20 protein-coding genes are annotated in these 18311 nt (G+C 72.8%); 6 read left to right on the plus strand and 14 right to left on the minus strand.

Annotated elements, in window-relative coordinates; translation table 11 throughout:
• Positions 1-21: 21 nt before the first annotated feature.
• The 3 genes from FB470_RS17215 to rfaE2 are packed head-to-tail and all read right to left on the minus strand — an operon-like array spanning position 22 to position 3042.
• Positions 22-735, minus strand: coding sequence for a BON domain-containing class I SAM-dependent methyltransferase (locus tag FB470_RS17215; RefSeq protein ID WP_306992777.1), 714 nt, complete (start codon positions 733-735; stop codon positions 22-24).
• Complete coding sequence (locus tag FB470_RS17220; protein WP_306992779.1) at positions 728-1540, minus strand: glycosyltransferase family 2 protein; 813 nt, start codon at positions 1538-1540, stop codon at positions 728-730. The genes FB470_RS17215 and FB470_RS17220 overlap by 8 nt, the downstream gene beginning before the upstream one ends.
• Positions 1537-3042: a D-glycero-beta-D-manno-heptose 1-phosphate adenylyltransferase gene (rfaE2, locus tag FB470_RS17225; protein WP_306992781.1), complete on the minus strand. Its 1506-nt coding sequence runs from the start codon at positions 3040-3042 to the stop codon at positions 1537-1539. Before rfaE2 ends, FB470_RS17220 begins: the two co-directional genes overlap by 4 nt.
• Positions 3043-3139: 97 nt before the next feature.
• Between rfaE2 and FB470_RS17230 the strand changes: the two genes are divergently transcribed.
• Positions 3140-4231 (plus strand): glycosyltransferase family 9 protein, encoded by a 1092-nt coding sequence (locus FB470_RS17230; RefSeq protein ID WP_306992783.1) that lies wholly within the window; start codon positions 3140-3142, stop codon positions 4229-4231.
• A gap of 10 nt (positions 4232-4241) precedes the next feature.
• On the opposite strand, the gene FB470_RS17235 is transcribed toward FB470_RS17230, so the two are convergent.
• The gene (locus FB470_RS17235) at positions 4242-5342 is read right to left on the minus strand and encodes an FUSC family protein (protein ID WP_306992784.1); all 1101 of its coding nucleotides are present in this window, start codon (positions 5340-5342) and stop codon (positions 4242-4244) included.
• Between the two features lie 32 nt (positions 5343-5374).
• On the opposite strand from FB470_RS17235, the gene FB470_RS17240 reads away from it, so the two are divergent.
• The gene (locus FB470_RS17240) at positions 5375-5860 is read left to right on the plus strand and encodes a GNAT family N-acetyltransferase (RefSeq protein WP_306992785.1); all 486 of its coding nucleotides are present in this window, start codon (positions 5375-5377) and stop codon (positions 5858-5860) included.
• A gap of 64 nt (positions 5861-5924) precedes the next feature.
• On the opposite strand, the gene FB470_RS17245 is transcribed toward FB470_RS17240, so the two are convergent.
• A complete protein-coding gene (locus FB470_RS17245) occupies positions 5925-6668 on the minus strand; it encodes an ANTAR domain-containing response regulator (RefSeq protein WP_306992786.1) in 744 nt (247 codons plus the stop codon).
• Positions 6669-6985: 317 nt separating this feature from the next.
• Positions 6986-7414 (minus strand): cupin domain-containing protein, encoded by a 429-nt coding sequence (locus tag FB470_RS17250; protein ID WP_306992787.1) that lies wholly within the window; start codon positions 7412-7414, stop codon positions 6986-6988.
• Between the two features lie 76 nt (positions 7415-7490).
• Here FB470_RS17250 and FB470_RS17255 point away from each other — a divergent pair, with 76 nt between their 5' ends.
• Complete coding sequence (locus FB470_RS17255; RefSeq protein WP_306992789.1) at positions 7491-8288, plus strand: SDR family NAD(P)-dependent oxidoreductase; 798 nt, start codon at positions 7491-7493, stop codon at positions 8286-8288.
• Here FB470_RS17255 and FB470_RS17260 read toward each other — a convergent pair.
• Positions 8285-8947 carry an alpha/beta fold hydrolase gene (locus FB470_RS17260; protein WP_306992791.1) on the minus strand — a complete coding sequence of 221 codons (663 nt, stop codon included), beginning with the start codon at positions 8945-8947 and terminating at the stop codon, positions 8285-8287. The two genes, FB470_RS17255 and FB470_RS17260, sit on opposite strands and share 4 nt — an antisense overlap.
• Positions 8948-9043: 96 nt before the next feature.
• Here FB470_RS17260 and FB470_RS17265 point away from each other — a divergent pair, with 96 nt between their 5' ends.
• Together FB470_RS17265 and FB470_RS17270 are read left to right on the plus strand one after the other, a co-directional pair.
• Positions 9044-10120 (plus strand): NAD-dependent epimerase/dehydratase family protein, encoded by a 1077-nt coding sequence (locus FB470_RS17265; protein ID WP_306992793.1) that lies wholly within the window; start codon positions 9044-9046, stop codon positions 10118-10120.
• Positions 10121-10130: 10 nt separating this feature from the next.
• Complete coding sequence (locus tag FB470_RS17270; RefSeq protein ID WP_306992795.1) at positions 10131-11720, plus strand: phytoene desaturase family protein; 1590 nt, start codon at positions 10131-10133, stop codon at positions 11718-11720.
• Between the two features lie 1012 nt (positions 11721-12732).
• Here the strand turns inward: FB470_RS17270 and FB470_RS17275 are convergent.
• Both FB470_RS17275 and FB470_RS17280 read right to left on the minus strand, forming a co-directional pair.
• Positions 12733-13167: an SRPBCC family protein gene (locus FB470_RS17275; protein WP_306992796.1), complete on the minus strand. Its 435-nt coding sequence runs from the start codon at positions 13165-13167 to the stop codon at positions 12733-12735.
• A 56-nt stretch (positions 13168-13223) separates the two neighbouring features.
• Entirely contained in the window at positions 13224-13589 is a 366-nt protein-coding gene (locus FB470_RS17280; RefSeq protein WP_306992798.1) for an STAS domain-containing protein, read from the minus strand.
• A 205-nt stretch (positions 13590-13794) separates the two neighbouring features.
• Between FB470_RS17280 and FB470_RS17285 the strand changes: the two genes are divergently transcribed.
• Positions 13795-14265 (plus strand): ATP-binding protein, encoded by a 471-nt coding sequence (locus FB470_RS17285; RefSeq protein WP_306992800.1) that lies wholly within the window; start codon positions 13795-13797, stop codon positions 14263-14265.
• On the opposite strand, the gene FB470_RS17290 is transcribed toward FB470_RS17285, so the two are convergent.
• Genes FB470_RS17290 through FB470_RS17310 form a run of 5 tightly spaced genes read right to left on the minus strand, consistent with a single transcriptional unit; the run spans position 14211 to position 18238 of the window.
• A complete protein-coding gene (locus tag FB470_RS17290; RefSeq protein WP_306992802.1) occupies positions 14211-15575 on the minus strand; it encodes a PP2C family protein-serine/threonine phosphatase in 1365 nt (454 codons plus the stop codon). The two genes, FB470_RS17285 and FB470_RS17290, sit on opposite strands and share 55 nt — an antisense overlap.
• Positions 15572-16570, minus strand: coding sequence for a SpoIIE family protein phosphatase (locus FB470_RS17295; RefSeq protein ID WP_306992803.1), 999 nt, complete (start codon positions 16568-16570; stop codon positions 15572-15574). The genes FB470_RS17290 and FB470_RS17295 overlap by 4 nt, the downstream gene beginning before the upstream one ends.
• Positions 16567-16992 (minus strand): anti-sigma regulatory factor, encoded by a 426-nt coding sequence (locus FB470_RS17300; RefSeq protein ID WP_306992804.1) that lies wholly within the window; start codon positions 16990-16992, stop codon positions 16567-16569. The genes FB470_RS17295 and FB470_RS17300 overlap by 4 nt, the downstream gene beginning before the upstream one ends.
• Positions 16989-17366, minus strand: coding sequence for an STAS domain-containing protein (locus tag FB470_RS17305; RefSeq protein WP_306992805.1), 378 nt, complete (start codon positions 17364-17366; stop codon positions 16989-16991). The genes FB470_RS17300 and FB470_RS17305 overlap by 4 nt, the downstream gene beginning before the upstream one ends.
• Positions 17366-18238, minus strand: a complete 873-nt coding sequence (locus FB470_RS17310) for an STAS domain-containing protein (protein WP_306992806.1) — start codon at positions 18236-18238, stop codon at positions 17366-17368. The genes FB470_RS17305 and FB470_RS17310 overlap by 1 nt, the downstream gene beginning before the upstream one ends.
• Between the last annotated feature and the right edge of the window lie 73 nt (positions 18239-18311).

Below are 18311 nucleotides of genomic sequence, written 5' to 3' on the forward strand. Positions count from 1 at the left end.
CAACCGCTCAGGACAGAACAGCTAGTCGAAGAAGCGGGCCAGGTGCGCCGCCCCCGGCGGCTCCGCGGAGTCGTCCTTGACGGGGCGCAGTTCGGCGAAGATGCTGGCTCCGTCGCAGCCCGCGTGGAGCGGGAACCACGTCCGCGGCGAGCCGGGGCGGCGGCAGATGCCCTTGATCGTCTGCACGTCCAGCAACCGCACGTGCGTCGGGTCGGCGACGGCGTTCACGTAGCGCCACCACGGCGACAGGACGAAGGCCACCCCGTCCGGCCGCAGCACCCGGTGCACCTCGTCGACCAGCGGCAGGAAGTCGATCAGGTGCTCCAGGATGTGCACCAGGAACACCCGGTCGGCGCACGAATCCGCGAACGGCAGCGGCGCCGACACATCCGCCCGCACCGACACCTGGTCGGTCGCCAGCAGGTCCACGCCCACGTTCCCGGGGTACTGCTTCTGCCCGCCGCAGCCCAGGTCCAGGATCAGCGGCTCCCGGCCGCCGACCCGGACCCGGTCCCACACGCCGAACACCCCGTCCAGGCGCCCGATCAGCTCGCGGGCGGTGTCCAGCTGCGCGCGGTCGCCGACCTCGCCGGTCAGGTGCGCGACCCCGCCGTCGAAGCGGACCTCGAGGTCGAGGCCGCGCACTCGTTCGTCGTGTTTGAACAGTTCCGCCGCGGCCCGCTGCAGGAACTCGTCGCGGAGCCGGAGCCGGTGCTGGGAAACGGGTTCAGTCATGATCCTCACGGGGAACGACGTCATAGGCTTCGGTGTCCCGGTTCACCACGGTGGTCGGTGACTCCAGGTGCACGGCACCGGTGGGCAGGATGCCCGCGCCGCCGTACTTGGCCATCACCTTCATCTGCGCCAGCACGTCCTCGCCGCAGTGCTCGGCGGGAAGCTCCTGCCAGAATTCGAACCCGCCGACGCTCACCAGCGCCTCGCGGTCGAACATCACGCAGCCACCGATCCACGCGACCTTGTACGCGGTCCACTTCGGACGGTCGGCGACGCGTTCGGACAGGTGTGTCGGGTTCGCCGCGTTGTGCAGGGTCCACCGCTGCCATTCGCGGGTGCCGGGCATCAGCTGCTCCGGCTCCGGGGCGCCCGGCCACTCCTCGTACGGCGCCAGCTCGTGCGGCCGTCGGTCCTCCAGGAAGGACAGTCCGGTGACCGCGTTGCCGACCAGGCCGCAGCCCAGCTCGGTGATCGCCGAGTGCAGGCGCTCCAGCGCACCCGGCTCCAGCCACACGTCGTCGTCCAGGAACAGCACGTAGTCCGCGGTGGACCGGTCCAGCAGGTAGTTCCGTTGCTGGGCAAGGCCGCGCCGGGGCAGGTTGCGGCTGAGGTGGACGGGGTGCCCGCGGTAGCGCAGCGCCCGCACCATCGTCCGCGCCGGCGCGCTGTCGTACGACGCGTCGCCGTCGGACTGGTCCGCCACGTGCACGGCGAAGTCCGGGAAGTCCTGCGCCGCCAGTCCGGACAGCGTCACGGCGAGCTCGGCCGGGCGCTCGCACGTCGGGATGAGGACGTCGACGCTCACGCGCCCTCCCCGACCGGGGCCGAGGTCCGGATCTTCTCGATGACCGAGGTCGTCGAGTGGTCGGCGACGTAACCCAGCACCCGCACCTCGCCGCCGTAGGACCGCACGGTCGGCGCCTCGGGCAGCATGTTCTCGGTGTAGTCGCCGCCCTTGACGTACAGCTGCGGCCGCAGCAGTTCGAGCATCTTGACCGGGGTGTCCTCGTCGAACACCGCGACGTGGTCCACGCAGCTCAGCGCCGACAGCACCGCCGCCCGGTCCTGCGCCGTGTTGACCGGGCGGTCGGGTCCCTTGAGCCGCCGGACGCTCTCGTCGGAGTTGACCGCGACGATCAGCACGTCGCCGAGCCGCTTGGCCTCGTTGAGGTAGGTGATGTGCCCGCGGTGCAGCACGTCGAAGCAGCCGTTGGTGAACACGACCCGGCGCCCCGCCTCGCGGTGCGCGGCGACCGCGCGCGCCAGCTCGTGCGCCGGCACCTCGGCTTCGCGCTCGCGGCTCAGCGCCAGGGACAGTTCGGCCGGGGTGCAGACCGCGGTGCCGTCCTTGTGCACCACGACGTTCGCCGCCGCCTGCGCCAGTTCCATGCAGCTCGTGGTGGGCAGGCCGGCGGCCCGGGCCAGCACGAGCGCCGCCGCGAAGGTGTCCCCGGCACCGCTGGCCTGGCTCTCCGGCGCCGGGACGGCCCACGTGCGGTACCCGCGGCCCTCGCCGGTGAGCAGCATGGCGCCGTGCCGGTCCATGGTCACCACCGCGGCCGACGCGCCGGTCCGGTCGAGCAGCGTGCCGCGCTCGTCCTCGAACAGCCGCGCGCGTTCCTCGCCGTCTTCCGGCAGGTCCGCGCCGAGCAGGCTCGCGGCCTCCGCGGCGTTGGGCGTGACGAGGTCGGGCCGAGCCCGTCGCCACTGTTCGAAGTCGTGGGCGTCGACCACCAGCAACGGGATGTCCGCGCGCAGCCGGGCCACCGCGTCACGCAGGGGCCCGCCGAGCAGGCCGTTGCCGTAGTCGCACACCATGAGCGCGTCGGCGCCGGTCAGCGCCTTCTCCAGGGCCTTGGCGAGACGGTTCGTCTGGACCGCGGGGAGGTCGTCGCGGTCGCCCTCGTCGAAGCGCAGCAGGACCTGCTCGTCGGCCACGACCCGCTGCTTGCTGATGCTCCGCCGCGAGGTCGCGGTGAGCAGGTTCGCGGTGTCCACGCCGTGCTCGTCCAGCAGGCCGGCCAGCTCGCGGCCGGGCTCGTCGTCACCCACCACGCTGACGAACCGGACGTGCGCGCCCAGCGCGGCCAGGTTCGCGGCGGTGTTGGCCGCGCCGCCGGGTGAGGTGGCCCGCGCGCCCACGTCGACCACGGGCGCCGGGGCCTCCCGGCAGATGCGTTCGCAGTGGCCGGACAGCCACACGTCGAGGATCGCGTCGCCGAGCACCACGACCGTGGGCGCGGTCTCCGACACCAGCCGGACGAGGTCCGGTGTGATGGGAGCCACGTCCTTGGTCTCGCCTGCCATGTCCACCTCCTTCTCCTCCTGCTCCACCAGTAGCCGGATCACGGCCGGCGAAACATTTCCGTTTGCTGCCTGCGGAACCGGGCACTTCGATGCCGTGGTGAACACGGAGCGCGGGCCCGCGGTCGGCCCGATCGAAGCGAAATGGCCGGACGTGCGCCGGATCGCCGTGCTGCGCGGCGGGGGGCTGGGGGATCTGCTGTTCGCGGTGCCGGCGATGGCCGCACTGCACGACGCCTACCCGGACGCGGAGATCGTATTGCTGGGCACGGAACTGCACCGAGAACTCTTCGCCGGCCGCCCCTCGCCGGTCAGCGAGGTGCGGCCGCTCCCGCCCTACCTGAACGTGCACGAGCCCGCGGGCAAGCCGTTCGACGAGGCCGAACAGCAGGCGTGGTTCGACGCGGTGAAACCGGTCGACCTGGCCGTCCAGCTGCACGGCGGCGGGCGCAACTCGAACCCCTTTCTGCGCAGGCTGGAACCGAAGTACCTGGTCGGGGCGCGCACCCCGGACGCTGCGGAGGCGGACCGATGGCTGCCGTTCCGGTACTACCAGCACGAAGTCCTGCGCGCGCTGGAGGTCGCCGGGCTGGCCGGTGCGCCGCCGGTCGAGCTGGAACCGTCGATCACGGTGACCGGCGCCGACCGGGCCGCGGCGGACGAGGTGCTGGCCGGCCTGCCCGAACCGCTCGTCGTGATCCACCCCGGCGCCGGCGATCCGCGCCGCCGATGGCCCGCGGAGCGGTTCGCCGAGGTCGCGGCGAAACTCGCGTCCAGCGGGCGCGGCGTGGTCGTGATCGGGGCGCCCGACGAGCGTGAACTGGTGGAGCGAGTGGCCGGGACGGCCGGGGCGCCGGTGCGGCCGCTGACGTCGCTGAGCATGTCCGCGCTGGTGGGCGTGCTGGACCGGTGCCGGGCGTTCGCCGGCAACGACAGCGGGCCGCGGCACCTCGCGGCCGCGGTGGGCGCGCCGACGGTCAGCGTGTACTGGATGGGCAACGTCGTGAACGCGGGCCCGCTGGGCCGGTCGCGGCACCGCGTGCTGATCTCGTGGACCTCCCACTGCCCGGTGTGCGGGGTCGACTGCACCCGCGAGGACCTGCCGCGCTGCGAGCACGACGACTCGTTCGTGGCGAACGTGTCGACCGCCGACGTGCTGGGCGAGATGGAGGAGCTGCTCGCCGGGCGGTGACCCGGCGGGGTCACCGCGGGGCGGCCGCGTCCAGCGCCCGCATCGAGCGGGCGACGGCCAGCAACGCGGCGTCCTCCGCCTGACGCGTGATCGTCGTGACGGGCTCCGCGTGCACCCACCGGGTCAGGTCCCGGTGCCGTGCCGCGACCTCGTCGAGGTGACCGGGCAGCTCCGGCAGGCGGCCCTCGGACTGGTCCAGACAGGTGACGGCGGCGGCGAGTTCGTCCATCAGGCGGGCGAACTCGCCGGTGAACTCGCGGTCGGACTCCTCCTGCTGGGCGGCCGTGTTGAGGGCGTCAGCGATGCGTTTGACCTGCTCGGAGACGTCGCTGAGGATGTTCAGCGGCGATTCGAACGCCGAGGGCAGCGCGGTGCGGCCGCGGCGCCGGTCCAGCAGCCAGCGGATGTTGAACCTCACGCTCTCCCGGCCCCAGCTGACCGCGTCGTCAGCCCGGCGCACCGCCTCGTCCAGGCGGCGGGCGTTGCGCAGCCAGCGTGCCGCGGTATCGGTGTCCCAGGCGTCACGCAGGTCGGCGGCCATCGAATTGAGCAGGTCACGCACCTCACCGGCGAGAGCGGCCACCGCGTCGCGGGTGTGGCGCAGGTGCACCGGCGGCAGGACGATCGTGTTCACCGCCACGCCGATCGTCGCGCCGAGCAGGCTCTCGCCCAGCCGCTCCGCCAGGTAGACGAGGTTGCCGGCGGTGCCGTAGGAGATCATCAGCAGTGCGCTGACGCCGACCCAGATGCCGCTGGTGCCGAAGCGGTGCCACTGGCCCAGCAGCACGCCGACGAACACGGCGACCGCGAGTGCCAGTACCGCCGACGGGATGAGGTGCGCCGCGACGTACGCGATCGCCAGACCGAGCAGGATCGCGCCGGCCTGCTGCGCGGCGTTGGTCACGGACCGGTACACCGTCTCCGTCATCAGGAACACCGCGGTGTACGGCGCGATGAACGATTGCGGCGACGGGATGACCACGCGCGCCACCAGCCAGGCGAGCACGGCGGCGATCGCCATCTTGGCCGCCTGCAGGACAGCCTCGCGTTCCCGGCCGGGGAAGCGCCAGGCTCGTGCCAGCCAGTACCAGGGGTGCGAAAAGCGTGCCATCGTCCAGGCGGTACCCGGTCACACTGGTGGTCATGCGGATCCGCGCGGCCACAGCGGCCGATCTCACGGTGCTGCCGGACATCGAACGTTCGGCGGGTGAGTGCTTCCGGGACATCGGGATGCCGGAAATAGCCGACGACGACCTGCCCGCACCGGAGGACCTGGCGGGGTACCCGTTCGCGTGGGTGGCGGTCGAGCCGGAGCCGGTGGCGTACCTGGTCGCGGCGCCGGTGGACGGGTGCCTGCACATCGAGCAGGTGTCGGTGCACGCGGCCGCCGCGCGCCGCGGCATCGGGCGGGCCCTCATCGAGGTGGCCGGGCGCGCCGGGTTCCCGGCCCTGACGCTGACGACGTTCGCCGAGGTCCCGTGGAACGCGCCCTACTACGAGCGGTGCGGGTTCGTGCGGCTGGCGCCGGAGGAGTTGCCGCCCGGGTTGCGGCGCATCCGGGCGGCGGAGGCCGCGCGGGGGCTGGACCGCTGGCCGCGCGTGGCGATGCGCCGGCCGTGCGGCACCTGACCCGCCACCGGCGCCGGTTTCCGGCGGGCGCGGTTCCCCGTAGGGCCGCGCCCCGCCGCGACCGTCAGCGAGCGCGCACGGAGTCCAGCAGGTCGATCGCCACCTGGCGGAGCTTCGTGTTCTGCCGCTGCGACTGCTCCACCAGCCGGTCGAACGCCTCGTCCGCGCTGATGCCGTGCACGGCCATCAGGACGCCCTTGGCCTGGTCGATCTCGGCCCGCGAGGTGAGCGCGTTCTCCAGGTGCCGGATCTGCTGGCGCGCGTGGTACCAGCGGCGCGCGTTGCTGATCGCGGCCGAGGCGGCGCCGGTGAACAACCGCATCAGCTTCTGGTCGAACGGGTCGAACGCCCCGTCCACCCGGCTGTAGAGGTTCAGCGAGCCCACCAGTTCCTGACCGTCCCGCGCGCCGGTGCCCAGCAGCAGGGGAACGGCGAGGTAGGCCAGCACACCGCACTGCTCGGCGGCGGCGGCGAACGCGGGCCATCGACTGTCCGGTTTGGACACCGCACGGACCGGTTCGTGCGTGCGGATCGCGAGCAGGCACGGCCCGTCGCCCGCGGCGTACTGGGCTTCGTCGATCCCCCTCAGCTCGCCCTGGGTGATCGCGGCGGTGCGCGGCCCCCTCTCGTCGAGCACGGTGACGCTCACGCCGTCGGCGTCCGCGATCGCGTTGACCGCGGTCTCGGCCAGCCGCTGGAGGACCGCGTCCAGCGGCTCCTCTTCGTCGATGCCGCCGCGCAGGCTTTCCAGTGCGACGGTGACGTCATCGAGTCGGGCCAGCGGGGCGGGCCGCTCGGGTCTGGTCATGGATCGGTTCTCTCCGCGTGTGCGTCCTCGGGCACACCGCCGGACCGCCCGCGGCGACGGCGGGTGGTGAGCGGGTACCGCGATGTGGGGGTGGTCCGGGATCGGCAGGCGATCAGAACCGGAGCATGGGTAACGCGGATGAGCGCGGACGTCGTCGTGTCCGCCGGAGTTCACGCATCGTCAAGCCTCCGCCTCAGTCGTTCCGTCCGCCGTTCGGACGGCGATGGGCGCCGGCTGCTTGACGCTGGCGCGATCATACGTGGCCCCGGAGCGAGGACCAACAGAGCCCGCGCGAAGTGGGTTTGAGCCCCGACGGCTCAAGAGCCCTGCTCGTCCACCGGCGCCCACAGGCTGGGCAGGTTCACGACGATGCCCTCCTGGCTGCTGCGCGCGATGACGACCACCGCGTCCTCGTCGCCGGGGTTCTCCTCGCGGTGCGGGACGTAGGGAGGCACGAAGATGTAGTCGCCGGGCTCGGTCTCCAGCCGGATTTCCTCGTCGCCGTCGGCGAAGACGAACACCGGGTGCCCGGACTTCACGTAGATCGCCGTCTCGGCCTCACCGTGGTGGTGGTCACCGGAGTTGGTCCGGGGGCCGACGTGGGTCTCGCCCATCCAGACCTTCTCGGAACCGGCCGTCCGGCCCGAGATCGCCTCCAGCCGGCGCATCCCACTGGTCTGCGCCGTGTCCCCGGACAGCTCGCCGCCCTTGATGTGCCGCAGCGGGCGGTGCCAGGCCTCGGTCACGATGGTTCCTCTCGCCAGTGGAGCTCCGCTACCACCGTAGCCGGTTCCGGCGGCCCGAACGGGGTATCCGCCCACCATGACCACTCCAAGCACGAGACCGCTCGCGGTCGTCACCGGGGCGTCCACCGGGATCGGCCGGGAGCTGGCGAAGCAGTTCGCCCGGCACGGGTACGACCTCGTGATCGCGGCGGAGAACCCGGAACTGGACGACGCGCACCGCGAGCTGACCGCGCTCGGCGGGCAGGTCCTGGCCGTGCGCGGCGACCTCGCCTCCTACGACGGTGTGGAGAACCTCGTCGCCGCGGTGGCGTCGACGCGGCGGCCGGTGGCCGCGCTGGCGGTCAACGCCGGGGTGGGCGTCGGCGGCGCGTTCGTGGACGGTTCGCTGCGCGACGAGCTGAACGTGGTGCACCTCAACGTCACGTCGGCCGTGCACCTGACCCGGCGCCTGCTGCCGGTGATGGTCGAGCAGGCCGCCGGCCGGGTGCTGTTCACGTCCTCCGTCGCGGCGATGACCCCCGGCCCGTTCCAGGCCGTCTACAACGCGACGAAGGCGTTCCTGGCGTCGTTCGCCGAGGCGCTGCGCGACGAGCTGAAGGACAGCGGTGTGACCGTCACCGTGCTGATGCCGGGCCCGACCGACACCGAGTTCTTCGAGCGCGCCGGGATGACCGACACGAAGATCGCGCAGGGACCCAAGGACGACCCGGCGCAGGTCGCCGAGCAGGGCTTCGCCGCGATGATGGCGGGCAAGGACAAGGTGGTCGCCGGCTCGGTGCGCAACAAGGTGCAGGCCACCGCCGCGCGGGCCGTGCCGGACCCGGCGAAGGCGGCCCTGCACCGGAAGATGTCCGAGCCCGGGTCGGCCGACTAGTCCACTGTGGACTGAAGGATCCGGGCGAGTGCGTCCGGCGCGGTGATCATGCAGTCGTGACCGCTGCGCAGCCCGGTGACCGGCCAGCCCCGCTCCGCGGCCCATCCGGCGAAGGGCAGCCGCTCGCCGGGCAGGCACACCACGGCGCGGCAGGGGATGCGCTCGACCGCGCCGGACAGCGTCGTCGGCTCGGCGAACGACCGGCGCGGGTGCGGGACGAGGTTGGCTTCGAGCCACTTCACGTCGACGGGGTCGGTGACACCGACGGTCGCGGCGGGCGGCACGCCGATCAGGTGCCCGGTGGTCAGCGAGTCCACCCACTGCGTGAACCACTCGGGCGCGCGGCTGTCCATCGACTCGCCGTCACGGCCGAACCACGCGTCGACCAGCGCGATCCGCGCGACCCGCTCCGGGACCCGGTCCGCCGCCTCGCGCACGACGAAACCCGAGTAGCTGTGGCCGACGAGGACGACGTCGCGCAGGTCCTCGTCCACCAGCAGCGCGGCCACCTCGGCGGCGTGGGTGTGCAGGCCGGCGGCGGCGTCCATCGTGAGGTCCGGGGTGAACACGCGGTGGCCGTGCTCGCGCAGCGGCGCCGCCACGCGGTCCCAGCACCAGCCGCCGTGCCACGCGCCGTGCACGAGCAGGTAGGTCGTCATCGGCAGCACGGTAGGGACCGCCGCGCGCTGGCGGCAATTCCGCGAAAGGTATCGGCCGCGGGGTTAACCGGGACGAGCCGGTGGAACACGGCGGGTATGAGGGTGGTGGTGACGGGCGCGTCCGGGAACATCGGGACGGCCTTCCTGCGCGCGGCGGCGCACCGGCCGGAGTGGGACATCGTCGGGCTCGCGCGGCGGGTGCCTGCCCGGCGCCCGCCCTACGACGTGGCCGAGTGGGTGGAGTGCGACCTCGACTCCGACGAAGCCCCGGACGTGCTGCCGAAGGTCTTCACCGGTGCCGACGCCGTCGTGCACCTGGCCTGGGCGATCCACCCCGGCACGGACGAGCCGCCCCGCAACCGGACCAACATCGAGGGCTCCCAGGAGGTCCTCGCGGCCGTGGCCGACGCCGGGGTGCCGCACCTGGTCTGCGCCTCCTCGGTCGCCGCCTACACGCCGGGCCCGCGCTGGACGCGCGTCGACGAGGACTGGCCGCGCGCCGGCGTCCCGGGCAGCGCCTACAGCCGGGACAAGGCGCGCCTGGAACGCCTGGTCGAGCTGTTCGCGCGGCAGCACCCGGACATCGGGGTGGCGGTGTTCCGGCCGTGCGCCGTCGCGCAGCACGAGTCCGGGTCGCAGCTGGCGCGCTGGACGTTGAGCCCGTTGCTGCCCACCGGGATCCTCGGCAACCGCTGGCTGCCGGTGCCGCTGTGGGACGGGCTGCGCGGCCAGGTGGTGCACTCCGGCGACGTCGCCGACGCGATCTGCCGCATGCTGGACCGGCGCGCGGAGGGCGCGTTCAACCTCGCGGCCGAACCGGTCCTCGGCGTGCACGACCTCACCGAGCTGCTCGGCGGTTTCCGGGTGCCGGTGCCGCGACGGCTGATCACCGGGCTGGCCCTGCCGACGTGGCGCCTCGGGCTGCAGCCGATGCACCCCGGCTGGCTCACGCTCGCCGACCAGGTGCCGCTGATGGACACCACGCGCGCCCGCGCCCACCTGGGCTGGGAACCGCGCCACGACGCGAAGGAGACGCTCGCCGAGGTGATCGCCGGGATGCGCGACGGCAGCGGCGCCGCCAGCGGTCCGCTCGCGCCACGGGATGTGGGACGGTGGTCCGACCGCTTGGCCGGGATCAAGCTCGGGCGGCCGATCCGCCAGACCCAGGCCTGAGAGGAGCGTCGTGACCGAGACAGTCGACGCGGTCGTCGTGGGGGCGGGCCAGAACGGGCTCGTCGCGGCGAACGTGCTCGCCGACGCCGGGTGGAGCGTGCTGGTGCTCGAAGCCCAGCCGGAGCCCGGTGGTGCGGTGCGCACGGCCGAGATCACCGCACCCGGGTTCCGCAGCGACCTGTGCAGCGCGTTCTACCCGCTCGGCCGCGCGTCGCCGGTGCTGCAGGACCTGGGCCTCGACGCCTACGGCCTGGTCTGGAAGCACGCGCCGCTGGTGCTGGCGCACGTCCTGGCCGACGACCGGTGCGTGGCCCTGTCGCAGAACATCGACGAGACAGCCGCGTCGGTGGCATCGTTCGCGCCGAAGGACGCCGGCGCGTGGCGCGACGCGTTCGACCAGTGGCTGCGGATCAGGCACGACCTGCTGGACTCCGTGCTGCGCCCGTTCCCGCCGGTGCGGTCCGCGTCGAACCTGGTGCGCCGGATCGGGGTGGCCGAGGCGTACCGGCTGGTCCGGATGGTGACGCTGCCGGTGCGGCGCCTGGGCGAGGAACTGTTCGACGGCGAGGGCGCGAAGCTGCTGTTCGCCGGCAACGCCCTGCACACCGACCTCGGGCCGGACAACGCGGGTAGCGGCGTGTTCGGGTGGCTGCTCGCGATGGCCGGGCAGGACGTCGGGTTCCCGGTGCCGGAGGGCGGCGCGGAGCGGCTGATCACGGCCCTGGTCCGGCGCCTCGCCGACCGGGGCGGGCGGGTGGAGTGCAACCGGGCGGTGCGGGACGTGCTGATCGCGGGCAACCGCGCGATGGGCGTGCGCGACGAACACGGTGAGCTGGTGCGGGCCCGGCGCGCGGTGCTGGCCGACGTGCCGGCGCCGACGCTGTACCGGGAGCTGGTCGGCGAGGAGCACCTGCCGTCCAGGTTCGTCGCGGACCTGGAGCGGTTCCAGTGGGACAACGCGACGATCAAGGTCGACTGGGCGTTGTCGGGGAGGATCCCGTGGACGGCGCCCGAGGCGCGCCGGTCGGGCGTGGTGCACCTGGATGCGGACCTCGACGGCCTGACGGGGTACGCGGCGGACCTCGCGTGCGGGCGCGTGCCCGGGCGGCCGTTCCTGCTGCTGGGCCAGATGACCACGGCGGACCCGTCCCGCTCGCCTGCCGGGACGGAGTCGGTGTGGGCCTACACCCACGTCCCACGCGGCGAGCGGTGGGACCGCGGCCGTCTGGAGGCCTACGCCGACCGGATGCAGGACACCATCGAGCGGCGGGCGCCCGGGTTCACGGGGCTGGTCCGGGCGCGATGCGTACAGGGGCCGGGGGAGCTGCAGGAACACAACCAGAGCCTGGTGGAGGGCGCGATCAACGCCGGGACGGCGGCGATACACCAGCAGTTCGTGTTCCGGCCCGTGCCCGGCCTGTCACGCGCCGACACGCCCGTGGACCGGCTCTACCTGGCGGGCGCTTCAGCCCACCCGGGCGGCGCCGTGCACGGTGCGCCAGGAGCCAACGCAGCGCGAGCCGCACTGGCCCGGAACGGCATGGCGGGAGGCCTCTACAGGGCGACTATCCAGGCGGCGCACCGGGTGATCTACTCCTGACGGGTGGAGACGGACCACCCCCGCCCCAGGCAGCGACCGCCATCGGTGGCGCGGCCGGGTCGAGCCACCCCCACCCACCAGGCGGCCGGCCACGCTCGGCGAGGCGGGATCACCACGACCCGAACCGGACCCGGCAACGCCAGGCGAGGCAGGACCACCACCCGAACCGGAACCCGGCAACGCTCGGGGAAGCACGGACCTCACGAGACCTCCCGGCGGCCGGCAAGACCAGGCGAGGCGCGGGCCCACGAGACTTCCCGGCGCCCGGCGACGCGAGGCGGGCCCACGAGACTTCCCGGCGCCCGGCGACGCGAGGCGGGCCCACGAGACTTCCCGGCGCCCGGCGACGCGAGGCGGGCCCACGAGACTTCCCGGCGCCCGGCGACGCGAGGCGGGCCCACGAGACTTCCCGGCGCCCGGCGACGCGAGGCGGGCCCACGAGACTTCCCGGCGCCCGGCGACGCGAGGCGAGGCGCGGTGCGACCTCGCCAGACCTCACGAGCCTCCCGCCGGCCGGCAACGCAAGGCGACACACGGCGTCCCCAGACCTCCCCCGCCCCCGATCCCCAGCCGCCTTTGGTCGCCGACCAGGCGTGTCAAGGTACTCTTTCCCGCCTTGACACGCCTGCTCGGCGACCGAAAACACTCCACCCGGAGGGGGCGGGGGAGGTCGGCACCCAAAGCGACCACCCAGCGCCGTGAGGCGCCCCTGGCCGAAGGCCAGAGAAAAAGATCAAAAGATGTCCTCGCCGGACGGGCAGGCTCCGGGATGACCGGGGATGCTGGCCGGGTCACCTCATGCAGTGGGTCGCTGGGTGGTCATCCCGTCGCCTGCATTGAGGCGTATCACTGTGAGCCAGGCCCGCACGCTTGTGTTCTTCGGCCGCCGGACCCGGCGCAGGGTGCGGGCCTGGCTCACAGTGATCTGACGGCCTCAGGCGACGGGATGACCACCCAGCTCACTTTTGGGGCAGGGCGCTTCGCGCCGGGCACGCTGGCAGCTCAAGCGCGCCTATCGGTGCACGGCGATGTCCGCCAGGCGTCGCAGGGCTTCCGTGTTCCGCGGTGCCAGAACGGCACCTTGAACCGGAGCGGGCAGGAGGCTCAGCGGGCCGCGCATCAGCTTCTCGCCCATCTCGACGTCGGTCCCGCCGTCGGAGTCCGGTGTCAGGGTGAGCCGGATCTTCGCGACGCCCATCGGCCACATGCGGGCCTCCAGCTCGAGGAGCTTGTTCTCCTCGACCTCCACCACGGCGCTGACGTCTTTCACGCTCAGCGGCCACGGCCCGACACTGTGGTGGATCCGCGAACCGACCTGGGGCCAGTGGCTGTCCACCTGCCGGATGTGGGCCGCCCCGACCACCCAGCTCGCATAGAGCCAGCCGTCGGCCAGGACGGCGAACACCCGCTCCGGCGGGATGGGCACCCGCTGGCTCACCACGATCATGTCTCGCTCCCCGGCTCGGCTCACCGGCTGCGAGTACCCCGCCCGGGCGGGGGCAATCAGCTCACTTCGGTCGCGGGCGGTGCCACGGCCTCGTCCAGGGACGACGTGATCCGCAGCTGCTCGTCCAGCCGGGTCACCTCCAGCGGCCGCAGCACGGCCCGGCTGGTGGCCACGACCCGCAGCTCCAGCGAGTTGTCCTGGCACTTCTGGTGCGCGTTGACGAGCAGGCTCAAACCGATGGACCCGAGGAACGACACCCCGGACAGGTCGACCACCACGGGACCCGGTGGGCGGGCATCGGCGCAGGCGGCGGCCACCTGCTCCTCCAGGTCGGCAGCACTGGTCAGGTCCACGTCACCGTCCGCGGAGACCACGATGGCTCCGTCGATGAGGCGTCGCGTGACACGCAACTCGGTGGTCACCCGAGATACCTCCTACCGTCGTTTTACACCGCGTACTGCCGTGGCGGCCCAGAAGGAAGCTGCACCGGTTACCTGGACGAGCCGCCACGACACCTGGCTGGCGGCTCAACCGTCCGACGATCCTAACCGGAACTCACCGCGAGTGAGGACCGGGTCGGATCGTGTGTATCCGTCCCACGACGGGGAACCACACAGGCAGCGTTTCGTGAGCGGAAAGAACCGCTGGCTGCAGGACCGGGAGGACACAGTGAGGACCGACGGCTCGGGCCGCCCGACGAAGCAACGCAGCACGTCGTCCGCGTGGCGGCGGGCGGTCACCCGGCTGCCCGAGGAAGCACCGGCAGCCGGGCAGGCCCGCGAGTTCACGTCGTCCGCGCTCAGAGCTTGGCAGGTCCCCGACGACACCCGCGAGGACGTCGTCCTGGCGGCCTCCGAACTGGTGACCAACGCGGTCGAGCACGGGCACGGCGAGGTCACCGTGGTGCTGCGGCAGTGCGAGGACCGCCTGACGCTGCGCGTGTGGGACGACGACGTGCAGGTCCCGGTGCCGCGCGCGCGTGACCGCGACCCGATGCGCGGCAACGGCCTGGTGATCGTCGAGGCGGTCAGCGACGCCTGGGGCTACGAAACCGGCTCCGACGGCAAGTGGGTGTGGGCCGAGTTCGCGGTCGGCTGACCGCCTGCCGGCGGCCGGGACGAGCCGGCGCCGTGACGCGCCGCCGGCTCCGGCCGCACCGACCAGCGGCACAGCAGCAGGCACACGTCGTCGTCGTGCTCGTCCTCGCCCAGCATGTCGGTCAGGATCCGGTCGCCCGCCTCGTCCGTGGGCAGCCCGGTGACCCCGGTGAACGCGCCGGTCAACCGGTCCAGACCCTCGTCCAGCACCTCGGCGCGGCGCTCGACCAGCCCGTCGGTGTAGAGCAGCAGGTGACTGCCCGGCGCGATGATCTCCTCGTGCTCGGTGATGTCGAACGCGAACGGCACCCCGAGCATCGGCGCGTTCGGACGCTCCAGGTACCGCACGCCGTGCGCACCGGCGATCAGCATCGGCAGGTGCCCGGCACTCGCCCAGCGCATCCGGCCGGTCGCCAGCTCGAGGTCGGCGACCACGGCGGTGGCGAACAGCGAGCTGTCCAGGCCACGCAGCACGTGGTGGGCCAGCCGCAGCGCCTCCGCGGGGCCGTGCCCCTCGGCGGCGTAGGCGCGCAGCGCGTTCTGCAGCTTCCCCATCACGACGGCGGCGTCGAGTCCGTGGCCGGTGACGTCGCCCACGGTCAGCACGACCGTGCCGTCGGCGCGGGTGAACGCGTCGAACCAGTCGCCGCCGATGTTCACACCCCGCGCGGCGGGCCGGTACCGCGCGCACAGCTCCAGGTCGTCGGGCGCGGACAGCGTGGGCAGCATCGCGTGCTGCAGCCGCTCGGCCAGCTCCCGTTCGTGTTCGTACTCGTTCGCGTTGCGCAGCCCGACCGCGGAGCGGGCCGCGACCGCGGTGAGGAACGGGATCTCCTCGTCGCTGAACTCGACGTCCCGCAGCAGTTCGAGCACGCCCAGCAGGTGCGGGCCGACGGTCAGCGGTAACAGCAGCCGCTTCGGCTCGACGTGCGGCTGGTGACCCGTAGCGACCCGCTGCACCGCCGCGTCCGCCCGGCTCTCCGGGTTCGGCAGCCGCTGGAGACCACGGCTCTCCGGCACCGCCAGCCACACGCCCGCGCAGTCGGCCAGGTTCTCCCGTTCGATGAGCCCGACCAGGGCCTCCACGACCTCCCGGCCGCGCAGCGAGGCCGACACGCTGCGGCTCACCTCGTCCAGGAAGGCGGAGCGCTGCCGCTGCCGCTCGACCTCGGCGTGCAGGGCCAGCAGGCCGGCGTTGGTCTGCTCCAGCTCGGACTGGTGCAGCCGCAGCTCGCGTTCCTGCCGCGCGATGGTCTCGCGCAGCTCGCGCAGCACCTCTTCCACGGCCTCGTCGCGCCGGGTCCCGGTCATCGCCCGCCGCCCCCGGTGACGACGAGCACGCAGGCGTCGTCCCGGCCGCGACCGCGCTGCCCCAGGATCCAGCCGGCGACGGTGGCTGGGTCGTGGTTGAACAGGCCGGGCCAGTCGGTGTTGCTCCACTTGTCCGACACCCCGTCGGTGTGCAGGACCAGCCAGCTGCGGGGGGACCACTCGTAGGCCGAGTCGGACGGGCCGGACCGCGCGGCGACGCCGACGATGCCGTGCCGGGACACGATGCGCTGCACGGACCTGTCCGGGTCCGCGTAGAACCGGGTGGACACGTTGCCCACCCCGGAGAACCGCATGCGTCCCTCCGCCGGTGTCAGCTGGGCGACCGCCACGGTCGCGCCACGGGTGGAGGCGAGGGACGGCTGCATCAGCTCCAGGATACGAGCCGGGCGCAGGCCGGTGTGGGCGGCGACAGTGGAGATCGCCACGTCGCTGGCCCTGGCTGCTAACCCGCCGTGACCCAAGCCGTCACTCACCGCGACAGTCACGGTATCGTCCGCCGCCTCCGCGGTCCACCGGTCACCGCACTCCGTCTCACCCGGTGCGGTGAGGATCGCACTGCCGATCCGCATCCGTCCGGGCAGCCGGACGGGTGCGATATGCCAGCGCGCGAGCACGGCGGTGCCCTGGCCCCGGCGGCTGTAGAGGTCGAAGACGTCGGCGGCCCGGCGGACGGCACCCAGACCCCCGCCCATCGTCCCGACGGTGGAGAAGCCGTCGCGCATGCTGTCTTCGATCCGGCCGATCCCGGGGCCGCAGTCGACCGCGAGCACGTCGACCCGGCCCAGGGCCGCAACCACGCTGAACACCCCGCGCTTGGCGTGTTTGAGCAGGTTGGACGCCAGTTCGGTGGCGGCGAGCGACACCAGGTGCACCCGTTCCAGTGGCAGCCCGGCCCGGGCGGCGGCCGAGGCGGCGATGACGCGCGCGCGGCCGACGTGACTCGGCTCGGTCACGATCAGGTCGTCCCGGGTCACGAGCCCGAGCTTCGCCGCACGGACATGCTGATCTCCACCTTGGTGCCGCGGCCGGGCACGGATTCGATCCGGAACTGGTCGGCGAGCCGCTTGGCCCCGCCCAGCCCGAGGCCGAGGCCGGAGCCGGTGGTGAACCCGTCCGCCATCGCGGCCTCGATGTCCGGGATTCCCGGTCCCTTGTCGGTGAAGGTCATCCGCACCGTCGGGTTGCCGCCCAGGTCCTCGACCGCGATCTCCGCCTGCCCGCCGCCGCCGTAGACGAGGGCGTTGCGGGCGAGTTCGCTGGCCGCGGTGACCAGTTTCGTCTGCTGCACGAGGCTGAACCCCGCGGTGGACGCCGCCTCCCTGGCGGCGTGCCGCACATGCACGATGTCGTATTCGTCGTGGATGGCGACCGTGCTCGTGGAGGGCGCCCGTGTCACCGCAGCGCCGTCCGCCTGGGCCCCGGTGAAGGGGCGAGGAGTGACAGACCCTCCTCGACGGAGAGCGCGGTGAGCAGGCCGGGCAGGGTCAGGCCGAGTTCGACGAGGGTGATGGCCACGGCGGGGCGCATGCCCACCACGACCGTGCGCGCCGCCATCAGCGACGTGATGGCGGCGATGTCGTGCAGCGTGCGGGCCAGGAAGGAGTCGATGACGTCGAGCACCGAGACGTCGATGAGCACACCCCGCGCACGGGTCTCCACGACCTTCTCGGTGAGCTCGGACTCGAACTCCGACACCGACTGGTCGAGGAGCTCCTCCTGAATGGTGACCAGCAGGACGCCGTTCAGGTTGACGATGGGGACGCCCGCCATCAGACCACGCCCGGTCCCGCGGACGAGCCGACTTCCAGCCCGAGCCGGTTCAGGGCGTAGGCCAGCGCGTCGGCCAGCCGCGCGCGCGTGGCGACCTCACCCAGGTCGATGCCCAGCTGCACCATCGTGTTCGCGATCTGCGGGCGGATACCGCTGATGACGCACTCGGCACCCATCAGGCGCGCGGCCATCGCGGTCTTGAGCAGGTGCTGGGCGACCATCGTGTCGACCGTGGGCACCCCGGTGATGTCCAGGATCGCGACCTTGGCCTGGTGCGTCATGATCGACTGCAGCAGGCTCTCGGTGGCGACCTGGCTGCGCATGCTGTCCAGGGTGCCGATCAGCGGGATGGCCAGCACGCCGTCCCACAACTTGATGACCGGGGTGGACAGCTCGGTCAGCTGCTCGCGCTGGATCGCCAGGGTCTCCTTGGCGGAGGCGAGCGCGGACTCGACGAGCACCAGGCGGAGGGTGTCCACGGCGCCGGACAGCACGAGCGCGCCGTCGGTGAGCAGCTCCGGGTCCGGCGCCGACTCCCGCCACAGGCGCAGCAGCGGGTCCTTGAGCTGGCTCACCTGGACGGCGGTGCGCGGGCTCACGCCCTCGGTGCCGTCCAGCTGCGCGGCGAGCGCGGTCAGCAGCGAGCGCAGCTCGTCGAAGCCCTCGGTGCCCGGGTTGTCCACGTCCCCGGCCGCGATGGCCTTGCGGAGGCCGCGCAGGATCTCGGCGCTGTCGCCGGCGGCCTGGTCGGAATCCTGGGACACGGAACGGAAGAACGGTGAGTCGGCCCACAGCGCGACGATCGTTTCCCTTTGCTCGTCAAGGAAATCGCTGACCACCGAGGTGATCTTGCGGTCCGAGGTTGTCGTCATCGCTCCCTGGCTCCAGCATGGTGGAAGGGCCGCGAGCACGCGAGCACGATCCACGAAGTCCGTTGCTTTGCGG

Origin of the sequence: Amycolatopsis thermophila, assembly GCF_030814215.1 — a bacterium.
Taxonomy (GTDB): Bacteria; Actinomycetota; Actinomycetes; order Mycobacteriales; family Pseudonocardiaceae; genus Amycolatopsis_E; species Amycolatopsis_E thermophila.

Bases quoted from the DNA above. Each gene is read 5' to 3' on its own strand.
- FB470_RS17215 (WP_306992777.1), bottom strand. From the start codon at position 735: ATGACTGAACCCGTTTCCCAGCACCGGCTCCGGCTCCGCGACGAGTTC.
- rfaE2 (WP_306992781.1), bottom strand. From the start codon at position 3,042: ATGGCAGGCGAGACCAAGGACGTGGCTCCCATCACACCGGACCTCGTC.
- FB470_RS17235 (WP_306992784.1), bottom strand. From the start codon at position 5,342: ATGGCACGCTTTTCGCACCCCTGGTACTGGCTGGCACGAGCCTGGCGC.
- FB470_RS17240 (WP_306992785.1), top strand. From the start codon at position 5,375: ATGCGGATCCGCGCGGCCACAGCGGCCGATCTCACGGTGCTGCCGGAC.
- FB470_RS17245 (WP_306992786.1), bottom strand. From the start codon at position 6,668: ATGACCAGACCCGAGCGGCCCGCCCCGCTGGCCCGACTCGATGACGTC.
- FB470_RS17255 (WP_306992789.1), top strand. From the start codon at position 7,491: ATGACCACTCCAAGCACGAGACCGCTCGCGGTCGTCACCGGGGCGTCC.
- FB470_RS17260 (WP_306992791.1), bottom strand. From the start codon at position 8,947: ATGACGACCTACCTGCTCGTGCACGGCGCGTGGCACGGCGGCTGGTGC.
- FB470_RS17265 (WP_306992793.1), top strand. From the start codon at position 9,044: ATGAGGGTGGTGGTGACGGGCGCGTCCGGGAACATCGGGACGGCCTTC.
- FB470_RS17275 (WP_306992796.1), bottom strand. From the start codon at position 13,167: ATGATCGTGGTGAGCCAGCGGGTGCCCATCCCGCCGGAGCGGGTGTTC.
- FB470_RS17290 (WP_306992802.1), bottom strand. From the start codon at position 15,575: ATGACCGGGACCCGGCGCGACGAGGCCGTGGAAGAGGTGCTGCGCGAG.
- FB470_RS17305 (WP_306992805.1), bottom strand. From the start codon at position 17,366: ATGGCGGGCGTCCCCATCGTCAACCTGAACGGCGTCCTGCTGGTCACC.
- FB470_RS17310 (WP_306992806.1), bottom strand. From the start codon at position 18,238: ATGACGACAACCTCGGACCGCAAGATCACCTCGGTGGTCAGCGATTTC.